The organism is Advenella faeciporci, assembly GCF_014652395.1.
Classification (GTDB): domain Bacteria; phylum Pseudomonadota; class Gammaproteobacteria; order Burkholderiales; family Burkholderiaceae_B; genus Advenella; species Advenella faeciporci.
In genome coordinates this window covers 23,826-44,757 of sequence record NZ_BMYS01000020.1, presented here as the reverse complement: position 1 = coordinate 44,757, position 20,932 = coordinate 23,826, and the positions used below count along the sequence as shown (strand labels likewise).

The following is a 20,932-nucleotide window of genomic DNA, read 5'->3' as shown; positions in this document are numbered from 1 at the left end:
CAGATCAGTATTTAATTAATTTCTTCACGTAACAGATTCAAGCCGGCATAAACCGGGGCATCGGTTGCGCATACCATATAAGAAGGCTCCAACACCTCATGTTTGTAAGGCCTCCAGCCGGGCACCGCAATGACATCGCCCTTTTTCCACTCGAAAACCTGGTCATCCACATACGTTTTTCCTGACCCTTCAAGAACGGTGAAAATCTGATTGGCGGTTGTCCGTTTCCGGGCAGAGGTAAAACCAGCTCCAAACTGCTGCACAAATAACGCAATCGACACCATCGCGGGGTTGCCCAGTTGCACTTCGCGCTCTGCCATAGGGTGACCACTTTCGCTGGCCGCCTCAAGATTTTTCAGGGTGTTTTCCCAGCGGAATGCAATCGGCGACTCTTCAGCATCCACAAACTCGCTCTCGACACGGTTGGGATGACGCTCAAAAAACATGGGCTCAAGTAAATGCACAAGCGGGACATCTAAAATATCCACCCAATAACAATCCTCATTCCCCACATTCTCATGTGAGTGCCACATCATGCTGGGTGTCAGTAAAACATCGCCTGGGCGCATTTCAACCCGCGTTCCCTCTACCGTTGTATAGCTCCCGTGGCCTTCCAGGATAATCCTGAGCGCATTGGGGGTATGCCTGTGCGAAGCTGCGGTTTCACCCGGTTTGATCATTTGATAAGCCGCAACCATGGTCCGGACGGTAGAATAAATATTGCCTTCCATGGGATTGGTCATGGTTAAGTTGCGGCGTTCTGCAAACTCTGTACTCACCAAATGACCTGCAGCATCAAGAATGGGCTTCACTGAGTCGTAAGTCCACATGAAAGGATGCATGGTTTTTCTGGGCTCTGGCCATAATGATGGCGTGCGACGATGCCACCCCCCCTCTACGCTTAAGCCATCAAATGCCTCATAAAGCTTTTCTAATGTGTCTATTTGATTTTTCATGATTATTTCTGCTTGATAATATTTGGTGTGTAATCTTTTTCAAAAATAAAGGTGTGGCCACCCTCGCCTTGTATCACGGGGATATTCATCTCGCCCAAGTCATCAATGGCAATGCGTATTATGTCTCCGGCTTTGACCTGGCCCACGCCTGCCGGGGTGCCTGTTGCGATGATATCGCCCGGGTACAGGGTCATGACAGCAGATGCCATTTCAATCATGCCCGGGATATCCAACACCAGATCCCGTGTATTGGCATGCTGACGTAACTCACCATTGACCCACAGTTTCATTTCAAGATTACAGGGATCAGTTACCTCATCGGCGGTTGTTATCCATGGACCAACGGGACAAAAAGTATCATAGGCTTTTCGTGCCACCCGCTCTTCGCGCCCACGAACAACCATATCAAGCAGGCAAGCATACCCAAAAATATGATCTTTCCAGTTTTCAGCAGGAATATCCTTCCCGCCCTTGCCGATGACGATACCCAACTCGCATTCGTGATGTACTTCTCTATTATTTACACTTGGAAGTACAACAGGCTCTCCGGCGCCAGACAATGAAGAGTTTGGTTTCAAGAAAAACCCTTGATGGGTCGCCCGGTAATCGGCCTGCATTTCCTGACCATGGTCATGGTAATTAACAGGGAAAGCAATCACTTTATTTGGCCAGGGAATTGGTGTAACCAGTTTGATGTCATCAAGACTGTATCGCGGGGCATTTTTAAGCGCCTCTTCGATCACCGGCTGATACTTTTCAATATTTGCAATGACGCGCAACAAGCCCATTGATGGCCACTCTGCCGTGTCGACCTCCAAGACCTTGGTAAGGTCAGCCACTTCATTGCCAAGCACCAGACCAATACGCCCCTCATTAAACCTAGCCAATTTCATTACCCATCTCCAAAAAATCAGTATTTATATTTAAATTCTATCTAATAGAATTAGATTCTGCATAATAGAATTATGACTTTTTTTCATATTAAAGTCAACAATTTAAGATTTATTTAGCCCAAAAAAAACCAGACTTTTGTCTGGCTATATCATATTTAAACGGATGCCATCCATTTATTTTTTTACATAACCCAGTTTTCGACTTAAAGTCAGGGCCGCCTGTAAAACATCTTCTTTAAAAGAAGGCATCAGCCTGCTGGAAGGCATCGTTAATGTAATGGCCCCAACCAGGTCGTTGTTCGCATTGAACACCGCGGCTGAAACCCCCGCCAAATCCGGTATCCTGTCGCCATCCAGCACAATCACACCTTCTTTACGAATTTGTTCATAAACCTCTCCCACAGCACCGCTAAAGGCCTGCAGAACACGCCCTCCAGACCCTTTGTCCAGGGGTAAAACATCACCAACACTTGTTTGATAGCTGATAGGCAACGGCGAATTAATACGGTGCAAACATAATCGCCCCTTACCGCTAATGACATGATACGAGGCACTTTCCTTTGTTTTTTCCACCAATGCCTTAAGCACGGGAACAATCACATCTGCCTGAGAAAATGACGCGTTGTATACTCCGTATAACTGGGCAACCGTCTCTCCAAGCCCATACCGTCCCTGCGCGGTTCTGCGAACCAGGCCATAATGCTCAAGAGAAGCCAGAAGTCTTAAAATTGTACTTTTGTACATTTTTGTACGTTCGGCAAGCTCCATCAAAGACAGATACTCATCGTCCTTCTTAAAAGAAACCAACAAGGATAATGCCCTGTCAACAGCGGCCACACCGCCCGCCGAGGGATTATTATCAGCCATTGATAACGTTGATGATTTTTTAGGCATAACATACATCCGCAACCAAGTAAAACCTCATTTTCACCACTCCTTTCAAGCTATAACCGAATATTGATTTCCAGATGATCCATCATCATTTTCATGAGTCGCTCACAAGTGAATGCACCTGACACCTTAATGTTGCCCGGCACTTAACTTCTTAAGAATGCCTTCAAGCAGCGTCATTTCCTGCGCCGACACCGACTTGAAAAACTCCTTCTCCAGATTATCCACCTCTTGTTCACATTGGCGAAGCAAGACACGCCCCGCCACCGTCGTCTCGATCAGTAACACACGCTTGTTACCTGGATCCTCCCTTCGAAGAATCCAGTCCTTACGCTCCAGATATTTGATGAACTCACCCATTGATTGAGCCGTAATTTTTACAAGCCGTGATAACTCAGCCGATGATATGGGCTCATGGCGGCTAATAAGACTTAATATCATGTACTGACCTGCAGTTATGCCCAAGGGATTCAAGGTACTCTCTAACTGCAGTCTAACAAGCTGTTCCAGTTGATGAATGTAAAAAAAAGGTCTGCGTTTACTCGACATCTAATCCTTCCGGTGGCAGTTTCAAAACCGAGGGAATTCCCTGCTGGATTCGCTGACATAATGCGTGAACCAAGGGTAACTCGTACTCAATCCAAAAACAAGCCAGTATAACTTTCCTTTTCTCAAAGGATGTCAATTCAGCACCCTTCGCTTTTTCATGCAGCAATTGATGAATTCCAAGCCAATTCCATGCAACAACAATAATACCGAAGGCATGCAAAAGGTCATAGGCAACGGCCAAATGCGGCAATACGCCCGAATTTTGTTGGCTTTCCTGTCTAATAACCTCTACAGTACGGTGCAGCAAAGCCAATGCTTCAGCATAACGCCCAACCAAACTTTGATCGGCCACCCCAGACACACGATCCTGGTCCACGCTGATTTGGATCGTGTTAAAAAAATGATCGAAAGCTCTCCAATCATTGTCTGGCAACTTCCTGCGCAACAAATCAATCGCCTGAATACCGTTGGCACCTTCATAGATTTTTCCGATTCGTGCATTCCTGACCACCTGCTCAATACCATAATCCTTGGTATATCCATGCCCGCCAAACACCTGCAGGCAATCACTCGCACAATCAAACCCCTTATCGGTAAAGTAGGCCTTCATCACCGGGGTAAGCAGATCCACCATATCTTTCAAACGCATCCTTTCTTCTGCTCTTGTCCTGTCTGACTCAGCCTGAGCCTGCCAGACTGCCACACGCAAAGCAGTCGCTCTGGCACCCTCAGCAAAAGCCTGGGCCCCCATAATATTACGGCGAACATCCGGGTGGTTGACAATGGGATCCGCAACACACTGGGTACCCGACGGGAAAATGGGCGTTTTGCCTGACCGGCGCTCCTTGGCATAAAACAAGGCATTTTGAGCCGCAATCTCGGCATACCCCACCCCTGATAACGCCGTACTCAAACGTGCATAATTCATCATGAGAAACATGGGCAACATGGAATTACGCTTCACACCCCCGGAAGTACTGCCAATATGCCATGCCTGTGCCCCATCAAAATTCAGCACACAGGTTGCATTACCCTCAATCCCCATCTTGTGTTCGATTGAACTGACATGACATGCATTTTTCTCAAGCAGAGCCCCCGTATGCACATCTATCTTGCGCTTGGACACCATAAACACGTTCACATCATCCAGACGGGATCCCACCTTGCCATCGGCATCCGGTATTTTTGCCAGAACAAGATGAATGATATTATCAGTCAGATCATGATCCCCCCCTGAAATAAATATTTTGCTGCCATGAATCGCATAACTGCCATCCGGCTGCGGTACAGCAGTGGTCCGGATTTGTTTAAGATCGGTGCCGCAATGGCTTTCCGTCAGACACATCGTTGCTGTCCAATTGCCGGTGGCCAGATTGGGCACAACATGCGTCCTGATCCACTCGGGCGCAAGCGCGTTCAGCATCCGCGCGGCCGACAGGCAAAAGCTGCCATACATGGCCAAAGAGTGTGCCGTCGTAATGCGCATTTCGCCAATCATCGAGGCCATAATGGACGGCAAGCCCGCACCGCCCAGTTCCTCGGGCATGCTTAATTGCAGCCAACCTGAGCCGCAGTACTGCTTCCAGGCCTCTTTATAACCGGGTGGCGTCAGCACCTTGCCATCAACAAGATGCGCGCCATGACGGTCTCCGGCGATGCCTACCGGGAACAGCACCTCCTCATGAAACCGGGCCGCCGGATAAAGAATCTCCTGGCAGAACTCAGGCGTCAGGTTTTCGAATCCCTCTACCTCCTTAAGCTCCTGTACCTTCAGCAAGTCGTTCAAAATGAATAAAAAGTCTTTTGTAGGTGCTTTGTAAACCAGCATGGCGTATTCCTTGTATTATTGATTAAGAGCCAGTTCTTTAAGTAAACGGGCAGGCCGGAACGACTCGCCATAACGTTGCTCAAGCTCAACAAGCTTATGATAAATTTTGGCATAACCCAGCTGCCTGGCAAAATACATCGGCCCCCCCTTCCATGACGGCCAGCCATATCCGTATTGCCATACCATATCAATATCGCTCTCACGCTCAACAATACCTTCCTCTTGCAACTTGAAGCCCTCATTCACCATGGGAAAAACAAGCCGCTGCACGATCTCCTCATCGCCAATGACACGTCGTTGAATCTGCGCCTGTACCGAGGCGGCTTCAAGCATGTTTTTCACCTCTTGCGAGGGCACTGGTGCACGCTTTCCCGGCACATAGTCGTAATACCCTTTCCCCGCCTGCCTGCCTGTTCGCCCCGTTTCGTAGAGCCGGTCAATAATCAGGTCTTTCTCGCCACTTTCCTGCCTGCGCATGTAATTCACGGCAATCCCCCCTGCCATATCCTGCAGCTCGAAGGTTCCCATGGGCAAACCAAACGCACGCAACACCCTGTCAATTTGCTGAGGCAATGCGCCTTCCAGCAACAATTGGCCGGCCTGCCGCTCTCGCGCAATCATAAGACGGTTCCCGACAAAACCCTTGCAAATACCCACCACCACCGGGATCTTCCCAAGACGGTTTGAAAGCACTTTGGCAAGATTGATGGCTTGCGTACTGGTACGTGGCCCTTTAATCACCTCAACCAGACGCATGACATGCGCCGGGTTGAAAAAGTGCAGGCCAATCACACGCTCGGGACGACGTGTGACCGATGCAATTTGATCAATATCCAGCGTAGAAGTATTGCTGCACAATATCGCACGCGGTGGGGCATATTGATCTATTTGTGCAAAGATGGTTTTTTTCAATTCCATCTGTTCCCACACCGCCTCAATCACCGCATCGACCGCGCTAATATCGGACATATTGAGCGTAGCGCGTATGCGTCCTAAACGCTTCTGCGCCCCCTCCGGGCTAATTCTGGCTTTATCAACCCGTTTTTGCTGCTCGTCATGAATGGCTTCGTGGGCGGCATCAAGTGCTTCTTGCGTTTGATCATAAAGCACTACGTCAATGCCCGCATTGATCAGGGCCATCGCAATGCCACGCCCCATACGACCACTACCAATAATGGCCACGCAGTTCAAAGGTAATGCCCCATCATCAGCAGAAGGAATGGACGCCTGAATTTGCGCCAATGCTTTTTGGGAGTACGCCCGGGCACAATTGGCTGCCGGTGTCGTAAAACTTAAGACAGGCTCACCTGACGGCCCTTTAGAACAATGCACCACCACTTCGTCTCCAATAGTCAGCGCATGAACATCCGCCTCGACAATGGTCGAGGTCAAGCAAAAACCTTCCTCCATTTCAATAATGGCCGGCGCAATCCGATCGGCAATCGTAAAAGAATAAATGCGCCCCTTTCCACTTGAAACATGCCAAACCGTCTCCCGGTGACCACAACGAGGACAATGAACACGAGGATAGAAATGAGGTTTCTGGCATTGCTCACACCATTTGAAGCCAAGTTGACCCGCCTTAAGAAATTGCGAAAATTGCGCCAAAACGCCCTCTGATGTATTTAATGAAGTTTGCACGTTATATCCTTTACTCTGCCTGCAGAATGATTGTTCCGGCGCTGTGATAGCTTGACATCATGGCACCTGTTGCATGGGCCAAGACAAATTCGTGATTTTTTACTTGCAGCAAGGGATGCGCCTGCCCGCGACACTGACGAACCGCCTCCAGCAACTTCGTCATTCCCCCCTTGTTACCCGGATGGTTGCTGCACAACCCCCCACCGTCCGTATTAAAGGCCAGCCTACCCTGACCGCTGATAAGATTGCCGTCCTGCACGAATTTTCCGCCTTCTCCTTTCCGGCAGAAACCCAGATCTTCCAGCTGCATAATGACTGTAATAGTAAAGCTGTCATACAGCGAAGCGTAATAGATATCGTCCACCGAAATGCCAGCTTCAGCAAACGCCCGCTCCCCCGACCACTTTCCTGCCGAATAGCTGATATCCATAAACCCGCCATCCCTGTGCTTGGTCGCTTCACCGGTACCAATAACCTTAACCTTGGGCTGCTTTAATCCGGCAGCCACTTCCGGGCTGACAACTACAATGGCGCCACCGCCATCGGTCATCACACAACAATCAAGCCGGTGCAAAGGATCCGCCACCATTGGTGACTGAAGCACATCCTCAACCGTGACCACTTCTTGTCGCAACGCGTGAGGGTTGTACTGCGCATGATGCGATGCCGCCACCTTCACCCAGGCCAATTGCTCTGGCGTTGTGCCAAACTCATACATGTGACGCCTGGCCACCATGGCGTATCCGTAAACCGGCACGCCAGGCACACCTGCCGCAAAAGGCAGATCGGGCATGCTGCTGCGATCCACCCCCGATAAAGCGGTTCCCTGTTTGTTCGCCAGCGGGCGATCAGCCATCGTAATAAGCGCTACCTGACAGTAACCGGCGGCAATGGCCTGTGCTGCATGACGCACGTGCAAAAGATAAGACGAACCACCTGTTTCGGTCGTATCCATGTATTTAAGATTATGCAAACCCAAGTATTCCGCCATGGTTAGCCCACCCAAGCCAGGTGCATCGGCACCACAAAAGTAGGCATCTACATCATCAAGCGTCAGCCCGGCGTCTCCCAGGGCCCCCAACGCAACATCAGCGTGAAGCTGTGCAGTGCTCCGTTCCCCCGCCCTTCTGACAGGGTGCTCGTAAATACCCGCTATATATGCTTTGTCTTTTATTTTCATATTATGGTTACCTTATATATAAATAATGCAAACACCATAAAAACCCATTCAAAAATATAAAAACCATTGAATTAAAATAAAAAAATGGGGATTTCCCTAAGTTTGCAAGGTGATTAATTAATATAAGATTACCTTACTTTAAGTTAAGGATCAAGGATTTTAAATGAAGGCAGAGTTCCTCAACATTCCTTTTTTACCACGTCATGTTTCAATCGAAACACGTCCGGATGGGACGTTAATCGTACGATCAAAAATCGCCTTGAAAGCGTGCGAAAAGAATATTCCATCACTGCTGCACAGAAATTCACAACAGCGTCCCCATCACCCCTGGCTGGCGCAAAGAAGAGGTGAAGCCCAACAGTGGGCCTCAATCTCCTACCTGGAAGGACAACAACAGGTCAATGCGGTCACGCAGTACCTGCTCAACCTGAATCAGCCGGGTAAAACCGTCATGGTGTTAAGCGCCAACTCTATCGAGCACGGCATCCTTGAAGTGGCCGCCATGCAAGCCCGAATGCCTTATGCCCCCATCACAACGGCTTATGCATTGTTAAGTCGTGATTTCTCAAAACTAAAGGCCATGTACGACCTGCTGGAGCCAGCCGTGATTTTTGTACAAGACGGCAAAATGTACGAAAAGGCCCTGCAGGCCATCGGGCAAGATACGCATGTTATCTATGTGGATAACCCTATCAAGCACCCATCAATAAAACCATGGCATGACGTCATTCAAACCCCTATCACCCGGGATGTCGCTGATTCCATCAAGAAAATTACTGGTGATACCGTTGCGAAATACCAGTTCACTTCCGGCTCAACCGGCATACCCAAGGCCGCTATTGTGACTCAATCCATGCTGTGTACGGCCATGGCAATGACATCACAAATGATTGAATGGGGCGATGACCGACCAGAAACCATACTACTGGATTGGCTACCCTGGAGTCATGTCGCGGGGGGGCATGCTGTCTTCAACGGCGTACTGGAAGATGGCGGCACCCTGTATATCGATAATGGAAGACCAACGCCGACCGAATTTCAGCAAACCCTCGAAAACCTCAAGGAAATTTCCCCTGTCAGATTCAGTGGCATGCCTGTTTCCTATACCATGCTTGCCGAGGCGCTACAGAAAGATGAAGCGCTTGGCAAAAGTTTCTTCCGTAATCTCAAGCGAATGACCTATTCAGGCGCCAAGCTTCCCGAAACCGTCTACGATGCCATACAACAGCAGGCAATCCGGCACACTGGTTTTAAAATCCCCTTCGTATCCGCTTACGGCTCAACCGAAACCTCAGCCGCAGTCACCTATGTACACTGGCCTTCCAATAAAACGGGCCTTATCGGGTTACCGCATCCGGGCGTGGAAATGAAGCTCGTTCCACTGAATGATGAAAACCGCTATGAAATTCGAGTCCGCAGTGCTGCCGTCACCCCAGGCTACCTGAAACAGCCTGCACTGACCGCAGAAAGCTTTGATGAAGAAGGTTTCTTCAAAATGGGAGATGCCGCCACTTTTGTTGATCCGATCAACCCGCAAGAGGGTTTCGCTTTTGCAGGCCGGGTGGCTGAAGAGTTTAAACTTCAATCGGGAGTCTTTGTCAGGGTCAGCGCCCTACGGGTGGACTGCCTGAATGCCTACTCTCCATTATTAAATGACATCGTCATAACGGGTGCCGACCAGGCTTATTTGGGCGCCCTCGTGTGGCTGAACCTGGCAGAATGTGGCCGGCAATTCAATCTGGCCCCTAACGACATAAAAGCCTGCATCCAGAACGAAAAGCTGCGTGAATCCCTGAAAAACCGCTTCCTTGAACATAACAAAAACCACCCCGGCTCAAGCATGTCCATCAAACGCATCTGGATACTGGAAACACCCCCCTCTATCGACAGCGGAGAGACAACCGACAAAGGTTACATCAATCAAAGAAGGGTTCTGGAAAACAGGAAACGCGAAGTCGAAAGGCTTTATGAAGGTGATGCGTCGCCTAACCTCATTTTAATTTAACTGCGATAGCAAACGAGATTGCCATGAATCAAAAAAAACTCCTTGTGGAAAGAATCGACAACCACACTGTATTAACCCTGAACAGAGCCGAAAAAAGAAATGCGCTGGATGATGAATTGATAAGCGATCTTGAGGATTTTTTTTCCCAACCCGCTGAGGATTGTCAATGCATTATCATTCAGGGTGCCGGTGAGCACTTTTCTGCGGGTCTGGACCTGTTTGAGCTTATGGAGAAAAGATCTGCCGACCCCATCGTGAGCATGCGCCGCTCAAAACAATGGCACCGGGTTTTTGACTTGATCCAATACGGCGAGGTACCCGTCATCAGCGTCCTTAAAGGAGGCGTTATTGGGGGCGGGTTTGAACTGGCCGCTGCCACGCATATTCGGGTCAGCGAAGCATCCACCTATTTTCAGCTCCCCGAAGGCCAGCGCGGCATTTTTGTTGGCGGTGGCGGTTCAGTTCGTATTCCAAGAATTATTGGCGCAGGCCGCGTCATGGAATTAATGCTAACCGGAAGAAAAATCCCGGTTGATGAGTCGGCCAACCTTGGACTGTCCCACTATGTGGTTGAGAACGGGCAAGGCCTGGATAAAGCGTTAGCCCTTGCCGGCATTGTTTCACAAAATGCCCCCACCTCTAATTACGCGATTATTCATGGTATTTCACGGATTGGTGAAATGTCTAGTGCCGATGGACTTTTTGCCGAGACCATGGTGACTTCCATGACCCGAAATGCGGGCAAGAGCGACAAACGCATCAAGGATTTTTTCCAGCAACGTAAAACTCAGCACAACTAAACCATACATCTAACCGTAGATGTAAAAGAGGAGACAAAATGAAGTCGAGTATTTATTTACAATCAGCCCTGGTTTTGGCCAGCGCCACCTTTGCCCTGCCATCCATGGCCCAAGAGAAGTCCCCTATTACTCTGGTCGTTGGATTTGCCGCCGGTGGAACCACCGATATCGTAACCAGAATTCTTTCTGAGCCGCTCAGCAAGGAGCTGGGGAAAACCGTCATAGTGTTGAATCGTGCCGGTGCCGGCGGACGAATTGCCGCAGAGTATGTCAAAAATGCAAAGCCAGATGGTAAAACCTATCTGGTCGGGCCTGATGGCTGGGCCATATTCCCAACCGCTATGCATTCACCCGCCACGCTTCGCTACGACTTGATGAAAGATTTGCGGACCGTTGCCCAGGTTGTCTCATACCCACTGGCCTTGGTCGCCAGCAATCAAGTTCCGGCGACCAACCTGAAGGACTATGCCGCATGGTTACAAAAGAACCCGCAAAAAGCACAATTTGGCACCCCGGCACCAGGTGGCCAGGTGCAGTTTGTTGGCTGGGTTGCCGGAAAAACACTGGGAACACACCTTGAGCCCGTGACTTATAAAGGCACCTCCCCCATGATCGTTGATTTGCTTGGCGAACAACTACCGGCCGCCATTCTGCCAACTGGCGCTATATTGGGCCACCCACGTGACAAAATCAAAATTCTTGGCGTAATGGCCGAAAAGCGCTGGGAACTGGCCCCTGATGCACCCACTTTCATTGAGCAGGGTTACAACCTTGAAGTTGCAGAAGCCTGGCAAGGATTTTTTGCACCCGCCGCCACCCCCACAGCAGACATCAATAAGATGGAAGCCGCACTAGAAAAAGTATTGGCCATGGAAGATGTCCAGCAAGCAATACGAACCAAGGCCATGCTATCACCCAAGTTCGTGCCGGCCAATGAGATGGAAAAAATGCTAAACCGTGACATTGCCTACTGGGGCAAAGTAATCAAGGATTCTGGTTACCAGCCTTAAGGTATGAGCTCCCACGTGGAGCATGAGAACGAGTTTTGCTTTTGGGGGCTGCCCAGAGCGTGATAACGCCTGTTTTTATAATTATTGAAATTAGCATAAAGCAAGATGGCGTCCCCACCAGGAATCGAACCTGGATCTGATTCTTAGGAGGAACCTGTTCTATCCATTGAACTACAGGGACACGCAATCAGCCCGTTAATATAGCATTAGAATAAATCCCAAACAAGCACAAGCGCTTTATCACGGTTAATTTATCTTCGTTCCCGCACTCTTGCGCTTGCCTGGCACCTCACTTTACGCCAACCCTTTTCCATAATTCATGACCCAACAATTAGAAACAGTTATCAAGCCCCAAAGAATTGCTACACTATCCCTAATCAAGCAACCATATCATTCCCATGAGACCATCCAATCACCCGGCTCCGCACGACCCCAGCCCAGACCCTGCACAGCCAGCCTGCGACACTGCCGGTTTTCCATGGTATGTGGCCTACACCAAGCCCCGGCAAGAAGAATTTGCCTTAGGACATTTATTACAGCAAGACTTCAACGCCTACCTGCCCCGCTACAAAAAACTTAAAAAACCGGCCAAAAATGCCATCTGCCAAGAAATGCAGGTAGTGCATGAACCCATGTTTCCCCGCTATATCTTCTTGCAAAGAACCCGCCCCGAACAGGCCATTAGTAAAGCCCAGCACACCCGGGGCATTGTTACGCTGGTGCGTTTTGGTGTGGAACTGGCCATCATGCCCGCCGAGCTCATTGCCGCCATACAGGAATATGAACAGCACCGTAACCAGGCCGGCTTTGAAGAGATCAGCCCCCTTAAGCCCGGTACCCGCGTAAAACTGAACCATAACACCCCCCTGCAAGGGCTGGAAGGACTGGTGCAAACCGCTTCCGCCAAACGGGTGATCGTATTGCTGGAAATACTGGGCAGACCCAAAACCATCAAGCTTGAACCAAATCAGCTTGACATTACCTGAAACCACATTTCAAATTAAAAATTCTTATACATAATCATGTGTTTTCATTAGCTATTTCAGTATTATTAAAATCAACCCCCACTCCTTAATGTTGCAAAAAAAGAACGAAAAAATCAAAAAAATTATAAAAAAAATAATAATTTGGCTTGTTTATGAATAAGAACATGTAATAAAACAACAAAAACTTAAAATAAAACATAAATCATGACAATTATTAACTTTTTTCCCCTAAACTTACCTGCGTCTTATACATGACACAGGGTTTGCCCTTTATTGCCCTGCAACATCAAAAACAGAATTCACACCAATGTTTTCATGAAAACGCATGAAAACATTGCGGCAGCCTGCCTGCCAGCTATGTAATCGCCCAAACTGGCGCATAAAAAGCCTATAATTTCGCTTCATGTTCAATTTGGCACCCCACTACAATAAAAGCAAAATGCCAAAATAACACCAACACCCATTCACACATAAAACTGACTCATGCGTATAAAAACACACTTACTTTTAGCCGTTACTTCCGTTGCCCTTTCCGCCTGCGCCATGGCCCCTGGCATGTACATGGGTGGCCCCGGTTCAGTACAAAACGAACTGAACAACAACGAACAGTTAAAAGACGGTGAAGCACCCGCCGGTGCCTTAATAACCATAGATGCAGCCCTTATTAAACAACAAACCCTGAACCAGCCCGTCATTACCAATGTCAACCACCTGTTTGGCAACCCCACCGCCTACACCGTAGGCCCGGGTGACGTCCTGAACATTATTGTGTGGGATCACCCCGAACTGTCCCTGTCAGGTGCCACAGGCGCTGCCAGCACGGAAGGCAGCAACGTGGGTAATGGCTATAACGTAAGCTCAGATGGCCGCATCCAGTTCCCGTTTGCCGGTGCCGTTAAAGTATCTGGCCTGACCGAACTGCAAATTCGCGAAAAACTAACCAAAACACTGGCCACCTACATTACAGACCCACAGCTAACCGTACGCGTCCAGTCTTACCGTAACAGCCGCGTTTACCTGGACGGTGAAGTAAGAACCCCCGGCCTGCAAAACCTGAACGACATCCCCATGACCCTGCCCGAAGCTCTTAACCGTGCAGGCGGACTTACCCAAAATGCAGACCGTTCTTCCATTGTGTTAACCCGCAATGGCAAAGAAACCCACATCAACCTGGCAAAGCTGACTGCACAGGGCGTTAACCCCAACCGCATCATGCTTAAAAACGGTGACATGCTGCGGGTCAACAACCGCGACCGCGCCAAAGTGTTCATGATAGGCGAAGTATTAAAACCACAAGCATTGGTCATGAACGACGGCCAGCTTACCCTGGCCCAGGCATTGGGTGAAGCCGGCGGTACCTCTATTGCCAGTAACCCCGGCCAGGTTTACGTGATTCGCAAAGGCAAGCAGGAGCAGGCTGAAATTTACCACTTGGACGCCAATTCGCCCACCGCCCTTATCCTGGCCAGCGGCTTCCAGCTAAACCCGCAAGATATGGTGTATGTAGACCCCGCCCGCGTGGTACGCTGGAACCGTGTCATCAGCAACATTCTGCCTAGTTACGGTGCCGCCATCTCTACTGTAAACGCCACCAACTAAACACAACCGTAATGAACAACATTCTTACCGTTTGTATTGGCAACATCTGCCGCAGCCCCGTGGCCGAAGCCTTGCTGAAGGCCGCCCTGCCCGAAAAAAACATCTGGTCAGCCGGCCTGGCTGCGCTTGAAGGGCATGCGGCCGACAAAACCGCCCAGGAAATTGCCCTGGAACACGGACTGGACATTTCCGCCCACCGGGCCCAGCAAATCAGCAGCTACATGTGCACCCAGGCGGATTTAATTCTGGTGATGGAAACCACCCACAAACAAGAGCTGGAACAAAAATACCCGTTCACCCGTGGCAAAGTACACTGCCTTGGCCACACCGGCCCAAGCCAAAAAACCGAAATTGCCGACCCCTACCGAAAAGACCGCACTGCGTTTGAAACCTCGCACCAGCTAATTGCACAAGGCGTTAGCCACTGGGCCAACCTGATCAAACAAATCAGTTAAGCAGGCTTTTTCGCCCCCTCTTTTGTTTCACCCCTATCTTTCTATTTACCTAAGCATTTCATGAACGCATCACAGCAAAACCCTTCTTCGTCTTTAAATCAACAAAAAGACAACGACGAAATTGATTTACTGGCCATTCTGGACACTATTTTAGATGCCAAATGGCTGATTGTTGCCATAACCTGCGTTTGCACCCTGCTGGCCATTGCCTACGCCATGTTCAGCACCCCCATCTACCAATCCAACACCCTAATTCAGGTGGAACAAAACCAGGGCAACACCAACCCCGCCATGGGCGAACTGGCCCTGCTGTTTGATGCCGGTTCACCGGTAGCGGCTGAAATTGAAATATTGCGTTCACGCCTGGTAGTGGGTGAAACCGTAGACCGCCTGCAACTGAACAACAGCGCCACCCCTGATTACATTCCTATTGTTGGCCAATGGCTGGCCAAACGGGCCACAGAACTGTCTGAGCCGGGTATTTTTGGTTTTGGCGGTTATGTATCGGGCACTGAAAGCATTCGTTTAAGCCAACTGGATGTACCCGCTGAACTGTTAGGCACAGAACTGAAACTGGTGGCCACTGAAACCGGTTATGACCTGTACACCGAAAACAATGATTTACTGGTAAGCGGCCCAACCGACCAAACCCATACATTTTTGTACAACGGTGAACCCGGTCGCGTGAATATTGCCAGCCTGCAAGCCAAACCCGGTGCCCGCTTTACAGTAGTCAGTACCTCTCGCCAGGCAAAAATTGCAGAATTACAAAGAGAATTACAAGTAAGTGAAAAAGGCAAGCAATCGGGCATGTTGGCCGTTACGCTAGAAGGCCCAGATCGCCGTTTGATTACCGAAATCCTGAACACTTTAGGCAACGTTTACGTCAAACAAAACATAGACCGAAAAGCAGCCGAAGCCGACAAATCCTTAAGCTTTCTGGATGCTTTCCTGCCTGAACTGCGCCAGCAAATGCAGGAATCTGAAAGCCAGTACACCGAATTTCGTGATAAAAAAGGCACCTTTGACCTGGGTGCTGAAGGCAAGGCCTCTTTGGATACCAGCGTTAACCTGCAACTTAAATTGCTGGAGCTGCAACAAAAACGCCGCGAATTAACCCCCCAGTTTACCCCTGCCCACCCCAGCATTAAAGCCATAGACCAGCAAATTGCCGCTCTGAACAAGGAAATTGCCAACGTTACCAGCAACGTGAAAAAAATGCCCGAGCTGGAACAACAACTGCTAACCCTAACCCGCAACGTTAAGGTGAACAGTGAAATGTACGTTAACCTGCTTAACAGTGCCCAGCAACTGCGCCTGGTGAAAGAAGGCAAAGTGGGTAATGTACGGGTGATTGACGACGCAGTAACACCTAACAACCCCATTAAGCCCAAAAAAGCATTGGTATTGGCACTAGGCGTTTTACTTGGACTAATGCTGGGCACGGGTGTTGCCATTGCACGCAGCATGCTGCACCCAGGTATTAAAGAAGCCAATGAAATTGAAAGCAACCTGGGCATGCATGTATTTGCCACCGTACCCCGCTCAATCCAGCAAAACACACAATTCCAACAAGCCAGCAGCAAAACCCCCGGCAACCATGTACTGGCTTATGTCGCTCCGCAAGATCCCGCCATTGAAAGCCTGCGTAGCCTGCGTACCGCCCTGCAATTTGCCATGCTGGAAGCCACCAACAATATCGTGCTGATTACCGGCCCTACCCCCACTATTGGGAAATCATTCATTAGCGTGAACTTTGCAGCCGTACTGGGTTCTGCCAACAAAAAAGTATTGCTGATAGACGCCGACCTGCGTAAAGGCTATATTAACCAATACTTTGGCAAGCATCGTAACAACGGCACCAGTGAATTCATTAGCGGTTCCATTAGCGCGGAACAAGCCATTCATAAAAATGTACTGCCAAACGTAGACTTCATGAGCACCGGCGTACTACCCCCCAATCCTTCAGAACTGCTGTTATCTGCACATGCAATTGAAAAATTGCAGCAGCTGGCCAAACATTATGACCTGGTTCTGGTAGACAGCCCCCCAGTACTGGCCGTGTCTGATGCCATGACACTGGCACCCCACGCTGGCGCCACCTTCCTATTGGCACGCGCCAATCAAACCACCCTGGGTGAACTGGACGAATCAGCCAAGCGTATACGTCAGGCGGGGGGACAGGTTAAGGGTGTGATCTTTAACGATATGGTGGCTAAAAATCGTAGATATGGATCGAAATACGGGTCTTACAAATACTCAAGCTATGAATATACTCCATACTCCTCTGCAACAAAATAAAGAACTGTAATTTATCACAAAAACACATGAAAAAGCACAATAATCCTTATTGAATAATCCTTATTAATTAGGATTATCTACTCGAAAAATAACATTACAAAAAAAATACTCAAACATATAAAAGTAGGACTTATTAAACACATACTCCTAGTGAAAATAAAGATAACCTTACTAAAAATATATAATTCTTATGCAAAATTTTTAGGCATTTGAGCGAAATCCTCACTTAAATCTTAAACATCTTAAATTTTAAAATTTATTTAAAGATTATATGACAACAATCTCTATAATTATCCCCATATATAATTCTGATAAATATATATCAAGAACTATTCAAAGTGTTATTAAACAAACATATAAAGATTTTGAACTAATTCTTGTTGATGATGGTTCTACAGATTTAACTTCGGAAATTTGTAAAGAATTTACATCTAAAGACGAAAGAATTATATTTACATGTCAAAAAAACAATGGTGTTAGTTCCGCCAGAAATAGAGGTATTGAATTAGCGAGAGGAGAATGGATTTATTTTTTAGATAGTGATGACCATATTGAGAAAAATTTTTTTGAAAAAATATCAGTTTATTTTAATGATACAATAGACATTATTCAAGTTGGAACAAAAAGAGTAAAAAATAGCCAAATTATCTCATATAGGCAATCTTTAAAAAATCATGAAGTAAAAAAAATAACTGGATTTTCAGATTTTATAAAAACTTCAAACATAGGATCATTATGTGTTTGGCTGCATATTATTAGAAGACAAATAATAGAAGATAAAAATATTAGATTTTCTGAAGATATGCAGTACAACGAAGATATACTTTTCATGTATAAAACATTGGTTAACATCAAAAGTGCAATTTTTGTCGGAGAAACACTACACACACAATTTCTTGTTTCCAACTCTTTATCTCGAAGTGAAATGAACTCATTAAAAATAAAAAACAGCTTAATGCTTGTTGATAGAATTCTTGACTTAGTAAAGGATAATTCAACTTATAAAGAAGAATTAATATTTGAAGCAAATATATTATTAAAGAATTATTTTGGAAGTTTGCTTTCTTTATATAAAAATACCTCAATAGACATAAAACCTTTTGCAAAAGAATATAAAAATTTTTATATAAAAAATAAAAAAATGCTAAATAGTTTTTTTTCAAAAATTGCCTCAGTAAATTTATTGATAGTAATACTTGCACTTGACTTTAAATTCTTATTAAGAAAAATTTCAATTAAAAATAAAACAAAAAAAAATTATTTATACTAAAAAATATAGATTATTCAAAAAAACCAACCAGTATTAAAAAAAATAAAATTTAATTTTAAAAAGAAGTATAAAACTTCTTTGGCATATAAACAATGTTAGAATTCCTTTTAGTTCTTATTTATTCAACTTCTCTTATAACAATTTTATTTTTACTTTTTATACTAATCAAAAGAAGTGAATTTGGAATTTTAGTTTTTTTTAATGAAATTATGTTTTTAGTTATTGGAATATGTATATATCCAATATTTATTTATTTTGATTTAGTTATTACTAATGAAACAAGTCAATATTTTCTCAATATTAATAACACTCCTAGTTTAGCAGTAGCATTACATATTCTCTTATATTGTTTATCTGCATTTTTAGGATATACTGCTTCTTTAAAAAACAAATCTGTTGGATTAAATTTTTTTCATACAATTGCAACTTATATAAATCCAAGTAAATTATTTTATAGATTAATATTATTTGGTTTAGTAATATATTTTATTTTTTTTCAACTGGTAGGATTTGATACTGCATTAATAAATGCCTCAGCCGCAAGATCAGGGTTTTTAGATGGTTTTGGCGAAAATCAAAAATATCTTTTTTTAAAAACTTTAGCAAAAATTTCATTATACTCAGTTATTTTTCTACCATGGATATTGTTAAAGAAAAAAACAAAAACTGATTATATTTTCATTGTTCTATATATTATACTTTTACTATTTACATATTTTAATAATTTTGGTCGAGGAATGTGGTTGGAACAACTAATAATCCCATTTTTCATAATAGCCAGGTATAAACTAAGCCCAAAAAATTTTATCAAATTAATACCTTTAATATTTTTAGCATATATTATATTAATATATGGAAAAACTTTTGGACATTCTGTTTCTGCATATTTTCAAGGAGAAACCATCTACAAAGTTTCTACCTATCAAGCAGATCATGGTTTTTTTAGTACAATATTTAACAATGTTTCGTTTGCATGGTACTCTATACAAGCTGGAATAACAAATTTTTTCACAAATGGTCCTTATATACCTAAAGATATAGTTTATTCTATTTGGGGATTTATTCCTGTAAAAGTATTAGAAAGTATAGGATTAAAAGATTTATACTACGGTTATGTTGATTCAGGCTTAGCATGTGTAAATACTAGATATTTTTCAATGAGTGATTGTACAATCCCACCTCTATTACCAGGTTACTCAGCCTATTTTTTCCCGTTTATTGGGGCAATATTTTTTGGGTTTATTAAATTTTATTTAATAGGCATACTTGAAAAAATGTGGTTACATGCAAAAAAAACAAATTATTTTCTAATCTGTATACCTTATTTTTTTTATGAAGCTTTATCAAGTATTTTAAACTTAATACCCACACATACATCATTGATTTTTTTTACTTTATTTTTATTCTTTACTTACATTGGCATTATAAAACTATTAAGGAATATCTAAATTTATGCTTACTAAAAAAAATAAAGTTACTTTTTTTGTTAGTACTATATCCAATGGTGGTGCCGAAGCTGTTTGTGTTAACATAGCTAACGGTTTAGCAGAACGTGGCTTGCAAGTTGATTTGTTAGTCTTACATACTAATGAAAAAAACTATATAGATAAACTTTCACATAAAGTTAACCTAATTGATTTAAAAGCACAACGCACACGATATGCAGCCCCAGCTTTACTATTTTATTTACTTAAATACAAACCTAAAATTTTACTAGTATTTAAATATGAATTAATCGATTTAATTATAATTTTAAAAAAAATATTTCGTTTAAATATAAAAGTTATTGGTAGAAATATTAGTATATTCAGTGAGAATAATAAATTAAAAAAATCAATTATACAACAGATATTCATTAAAAGAATTTTTGGCATACCTATGGAAAAATTAGATTGTATCATCAATCAATCCTATGAGATGGAAAAAGATCTACTAACTTCTTTACCTTCTTTAAAAGAGAGAAGTGTAGTTATCCATAATCCGGTTGCTTCATATATAGAACAATTCGCAAAACAAAACGATTTAGATAAAAGCTCCAATATATCATACATCCTTTGTATAGGACGATTAGAAGAGGTGAAAGCTTTCCATCTTGCAATTGAGGCATTTTCGATAATTGCTAATAACTATAAAAATCTAAGACTTAAATTTGTTGGCGAAGGTAGTTTAAAGTTTCAGCTAAAACAGAAGGCTGAACAATTAGGATTAAAAAATAGAATTGATTTTGAAGGATTTCAAACTGACGTTATACCTTATTATCGACATGCAAACTTAACTTTACTTACTTCAAAATATGAAGGATTTCCCAATGTTCTAATTGAATCAATTGTTCTTGGAACTCCTGTAGTTTCAGTTGACTGCCCTAGTGGACCTAGAGAAATATTAGATTATGGAAAATATGGTAAGTTGGTAAAACCCGATAATATTCAAGATCTAGTTTCAAGTATTGAGTCAATTTTAAATTTCCCTAATCAGTATAATCTATCAGAAAGAGCAAGTTTTTTTAGTGTAGATAAAGCAATAGAAAAATACATTAAATTATTAATAGAAGTATCATCAAAATAAATT

The 20,932-nt window shown here is 44.8% G+C and carries 17 protein-coding genes and 1 tRNA gene; 10 read left to right on the top strand and 8 right to left on the bottom strand.

Translation table 11 applies throughout. From position 1 onward, the window contains the following. Positions 1-11 precede the first annotated feature (11 nt). From IE074_RS12475 to IE074_RS12445, 7 genes are all read right to left on the bottom strand, one after another. On the bottom strand, positions 12-956 hold the full coding sequence (locus IE074_RS12475) for a cupin domain-containing protein (protein ID WP_189385789.1): 945 nt from the start codon (positions 954-956) through the stop codon (positions 12-14). Between the two features lie 2 nt (positions 957-958). Continuing rightward, positions 959-1,849, bottom strand: a complete 891-nt coding sequence (locus IE074_RS12470; RefSeq protein ID WP_189385788.1) for a fumarylacetoacetate hydrolase family protein — start codon at positions 1,847-1,849, stop codon at positions 959-961. A 174-nt stretch (positions 1,850-2,023) separates the two neighbouring features. Then, complete coding sequence (locus tag IE074_RS12465; RefSeq protein ID WP_308429763.1) at positions 2,024-2,716, bottom strand: IclR family transcriptional regulator; 693 nt, start codon at positions 2,714-2,716, stop codon at positions 2,024-2,026. A 153-nt stretch (positions 2,717-2,869) separates the two neighbouring features. Further along, complete coding sequence (locus IE074_RS12460) at positions 2,870-3,289, bottom strand: MarR family winged helix-turn-helix transcriptional regulator (protein ID WP_268247318.1); 420 nt, start codon at positions 3,287-3,289, stop codon at positions 2,870-2,872. After that, a complete protein-coding gene (locus tag IE074_RS12455) occupies positions 3,279-5,117 on the bottom strand; it encodes an acyl-CoA dehydrogenase family protein (protein ID WP_189385785.1) in 1,839 nt (612 codons plus the stop codon). Before IE074_RS12455 ends, IE074_RS12460 begins: the two co-directional genes overlap by 11 nt. Before the next feature lie 15 nt (positions 5,118-5,132). Then, positions 5,133-6,758 (bottom strand): 3-hydroxyacyl-CoA dehydrogenase NAD-binding domain-containing protein, encoded by a 1,626-nt coding sequence (locus IE074_RS12450; protein WP_189385784.1) that lies wholly within the window; start codon positions 6,756-6,758, stop codon positions 5,133-5,135. Between the two features lie 10 nt (positions 6,759-6,768). Further along, on the bottom strand, positions 6,769-7,938 hold the full coding sequence (locus tag IE074_RS12445; protein WP_189385783.1) for a thiolase family protein: 1,170 nt from the start codon (positions 7,936-7,938) through the stop codon (positions 6,769-6,771). A 163-nt stretch (positions 7,939-8,101) separates the two neighbouring features. Here IE074_RS12445 and IE074_RS12440 point away from each other — a divergent pair, with 163 nt between their 5' ends. From IE074_RS12440 to IE074_RS12430, 3 genes are read left to right on the top strand one after another with little or no spacing between them, the layout of a single operon-like run. Next, positions 8,102-9,943, top strand: coding sequence for an AMP-binding protein (locus IE074_RS12440; RefSeq protein ID WP_189385782.1), 1,842 nt, complete (start codon positions 8,102-8,104; stop codon positions 9,941-9,943). Between the two features lie 23 nt (positions 9,944-9,966). Next, entirely contained in the window at positions 9,967-10,743 is a 777-nt protein-coding gene (locus tag IE074_RS12435) for a crotonase/enoyl-CoA hydratase family protein (RefSeq protein WP_189385781.1), read from the top strand. 38 nt (positions 10,744-10,781) lie between these two features. After that, positions 10,782-11,753 carry a tripartite tricarboxylate transporter substrate-binding protein gene (locus IE074_RS12430; RefSeq protein WP_189385780.1) on the top strand — a complete coding sequence of 324 codons (972 nt, stop codon included), beginning with the start codon at positions 10,782-10,784 and terminating at the stop codon, positions 11,751-11,753. Between the two features lie 106 nt (positions 11,754-11,859). Here IE074_RS12430 and IE074_RS12425 read toward each other — a convergent pair. Then, positions 11,860-11,934 (bottom strand) — tRNA-Arg (locus tag IE074_RS12425). Positions 11,935-12,151: 217 nt separating this feature from the next. Between IE074_RS12425 and IE074_RS12420 the strand changes: the two genes are divergently transcribed. The 7 genes from IE074_RS12420 (at position 12,152) to IE074_RS12390 (ending at position 20,929) form a co-directional block, all read left to right on the top strand. Beyond that, the gene (locus IE074_RS12420; protein WP_189385779.1) at positions 12,152-12,739 is read left to right on the top strand and encodes a transcription termination/antitermination NusG family protein; all 588 of its coding nucleotides are present in this window, start codon (positions 12,152-12,154) and stop codon (positions 12,737-12,739) included. A 483-nt stretch (positions 12,740-13,222) separates the two neighbouring features. Next, positions 13,223-14,338, top strand: a complete 1,116-nt coding sequence (locus IE074_RS12415; protein ID WP_189385778.1) for a polysaccharide biosynthesis/export family protein — start codon at positions 13,223-13,225, stop codon at positions 14,336-14,338. Positions 14,339-14,349: 11 nt separating this feature from the next. Further along, a complete protein-coding gene (locus tag IE074_RS12410; protein ID WP_189385777.1) occupies positions 14,350-14,793 on the top strand; it encodes a low molecular weight protein-tyrosine-phosphatase in 444 nt (147 codons plus the stop codon). A 60-nt stretch (positions 14,794-14,853) separates the two neighbouring features. Then, a complete protein-coding gene (locus tag IE074_RS12405; protein WP_189385776.1) occupies positions 14,854-17,094 on the top strand; it encodes a polysaccharide biosynthesis tyrosine autokinase in 2,241 nt (746 codons plus the stop codon). A 271-nt stretch (positions 17,095-17,365) separates the two neighbouring features. Beyond that, on the top strand, positions 17,366-18,364 hold the full coding sequence (locus IE074_RS12400; protein ID WP_189385775.1) for a glycosyltransferase family 2 protein: 999 nt from the start codon (positions 17,366-17,368) through the stop codon (positions 18,362-18,364). 92 nt (positions 18,365-18,456) lie between these two features. Then, the gene (locus IE074_RS12395) at positions 18,457-19,812 is read left to right on the top strand and encodes a hypothetical protein (RefSeq protein WP_189385774.1); all 1,356 of its coding nucleotides are present in this window, start codon (positions 18,457-18,459) and stop codon (positions 19,810-19,812) included. 4 nt (positions 19,813-19,816) lie between these two features. Beyond that, the gene (locus IE074_RS12390; RefSeq protein ID WP_189385773.1) at positions 19,817-20,929 is read left to right on the top strand and encodes a glycosyltransferase; all 1,113 of its coding nucleotides are present in this window, start codon (positions 19,817-19,819) and stop codon (positions 20,927-20,929) included. Positions 20,930-20,932: the final 3 nt, after the last annotated feature.

Excerpts from the sequence above, each read along its gene's own strand:
- IE074_RS12435 (WP_189385781.1), top strand. The coding sequence starts at position 9,967 with ATGAATCAAAAAAAACTCCTTGTGGAAAGAATCGACAACCACACTGTA.
- IE074_RS12460 (WP_268247318.1), bottom strand. The coding sequence starts at position 3,289 with ATGTCGAGTAAACGCAGACCTTTTTTTTACATTCATCAACTGGAACAG.
- IE074_RS12400 (WP_189385775.1), top strand. The coding sequence starts at position 17,366 with ATGACAACAATCTCTATAATTATCCCCATATATAATTCTGATAAATAT.
- IE074_RS12455 (WP_189385785.1), bottom strand. The coding sequence starts at position 5,117 with ATGCTGGTTTACAAAGCACCTACAAAAGACTTTTTATTCATTTTGAAC.
- IE074_RS12410 (WP_189385777.1), top strand. The coding sequence starts at position 14,350 with ATGAACAACATTCTTACCGTTTGTATTGGCAACATCTGCCGCAGCCCC.
- IE074_RS12405 (WP_189385776.1), top strand. The coding sequence starts at position 14,854 with ATGAACGCATCACAGCAAAACCCTTCTTCGTCTTTAAATCAACAAAAA.
- IE074_RS12415 (WP_189385778.1), top strand. The coding sequence starts at position 13,223 with ATGCGTATAAAAACACACTTACTTTTAGCCGTTACTTCCGTTGCCCTT.
- IE074_RS12430 (WP_189385780.1), top strand. The coding sequence starts at position 10,782 with ATGAAGTCGAGTATTTATTTACAATCAGCCCTGGTTTTGGCCAGCGCC.
- IE074_RS12420 (WP_189385779.1), top strand. The coding sequence starts at position 12,152 with ATGAGACCATCCAATCACCCGGCTCCGCACGACCCCAGCCCAGACCCT.
- IE074_RS12445 (WP_189385783.1), bottom strand. The coding sequence starts at position 7,938 with ATGAAAATAAAAGACAAAGCATATATAGCGGGTATTTACGAGCACCCT.
- IE074_RS12440 (WP_189385782.1), top strand. The coding sequence starts at position 8,102 with ATGAAGGCAGAGTTCCTCAACATTCCTTTTTTACCACGTCATGTTTCA.
- IE074_RS12465 (WP_308429763.1), bottom strand. The coding sequence starts at position 2,716 with ATGGCTGATAATAATCCCTCGGCGGGCGGTGTGGCCGCTGTTGACAGG.
- IE074_RS12390 (WP_189385773.1), top strand. The coding sequence starts at position 19,817 with ATGCTTACTAAAAAAAATAAAGTTACTTTTTTTGTTAGTACTATATCC.
- IE074_RS12475 (WP_189385789.1), bottom strand. The coding sequence starts at position 956 with ATGAAAAATCAAATAGACACATTAGAAAAGCTTTATGAGGCATTTGAT.
- IE074_RS12470 (WP_189385788.1), bottom strand. The coding sequence starts at position 1,849 with ATGAAATTGGCTAGGTTTAATGAGGGGCGTATTGGTCTGGTGCTTGGC.
- IE074_RS12395 (WP_189385774.1), top strand. The coding sequence starts at position 18,457 with ATGTTAGAATTCCTTTTAGTTCTTATTTATTCAACTTCTCTTATAACA.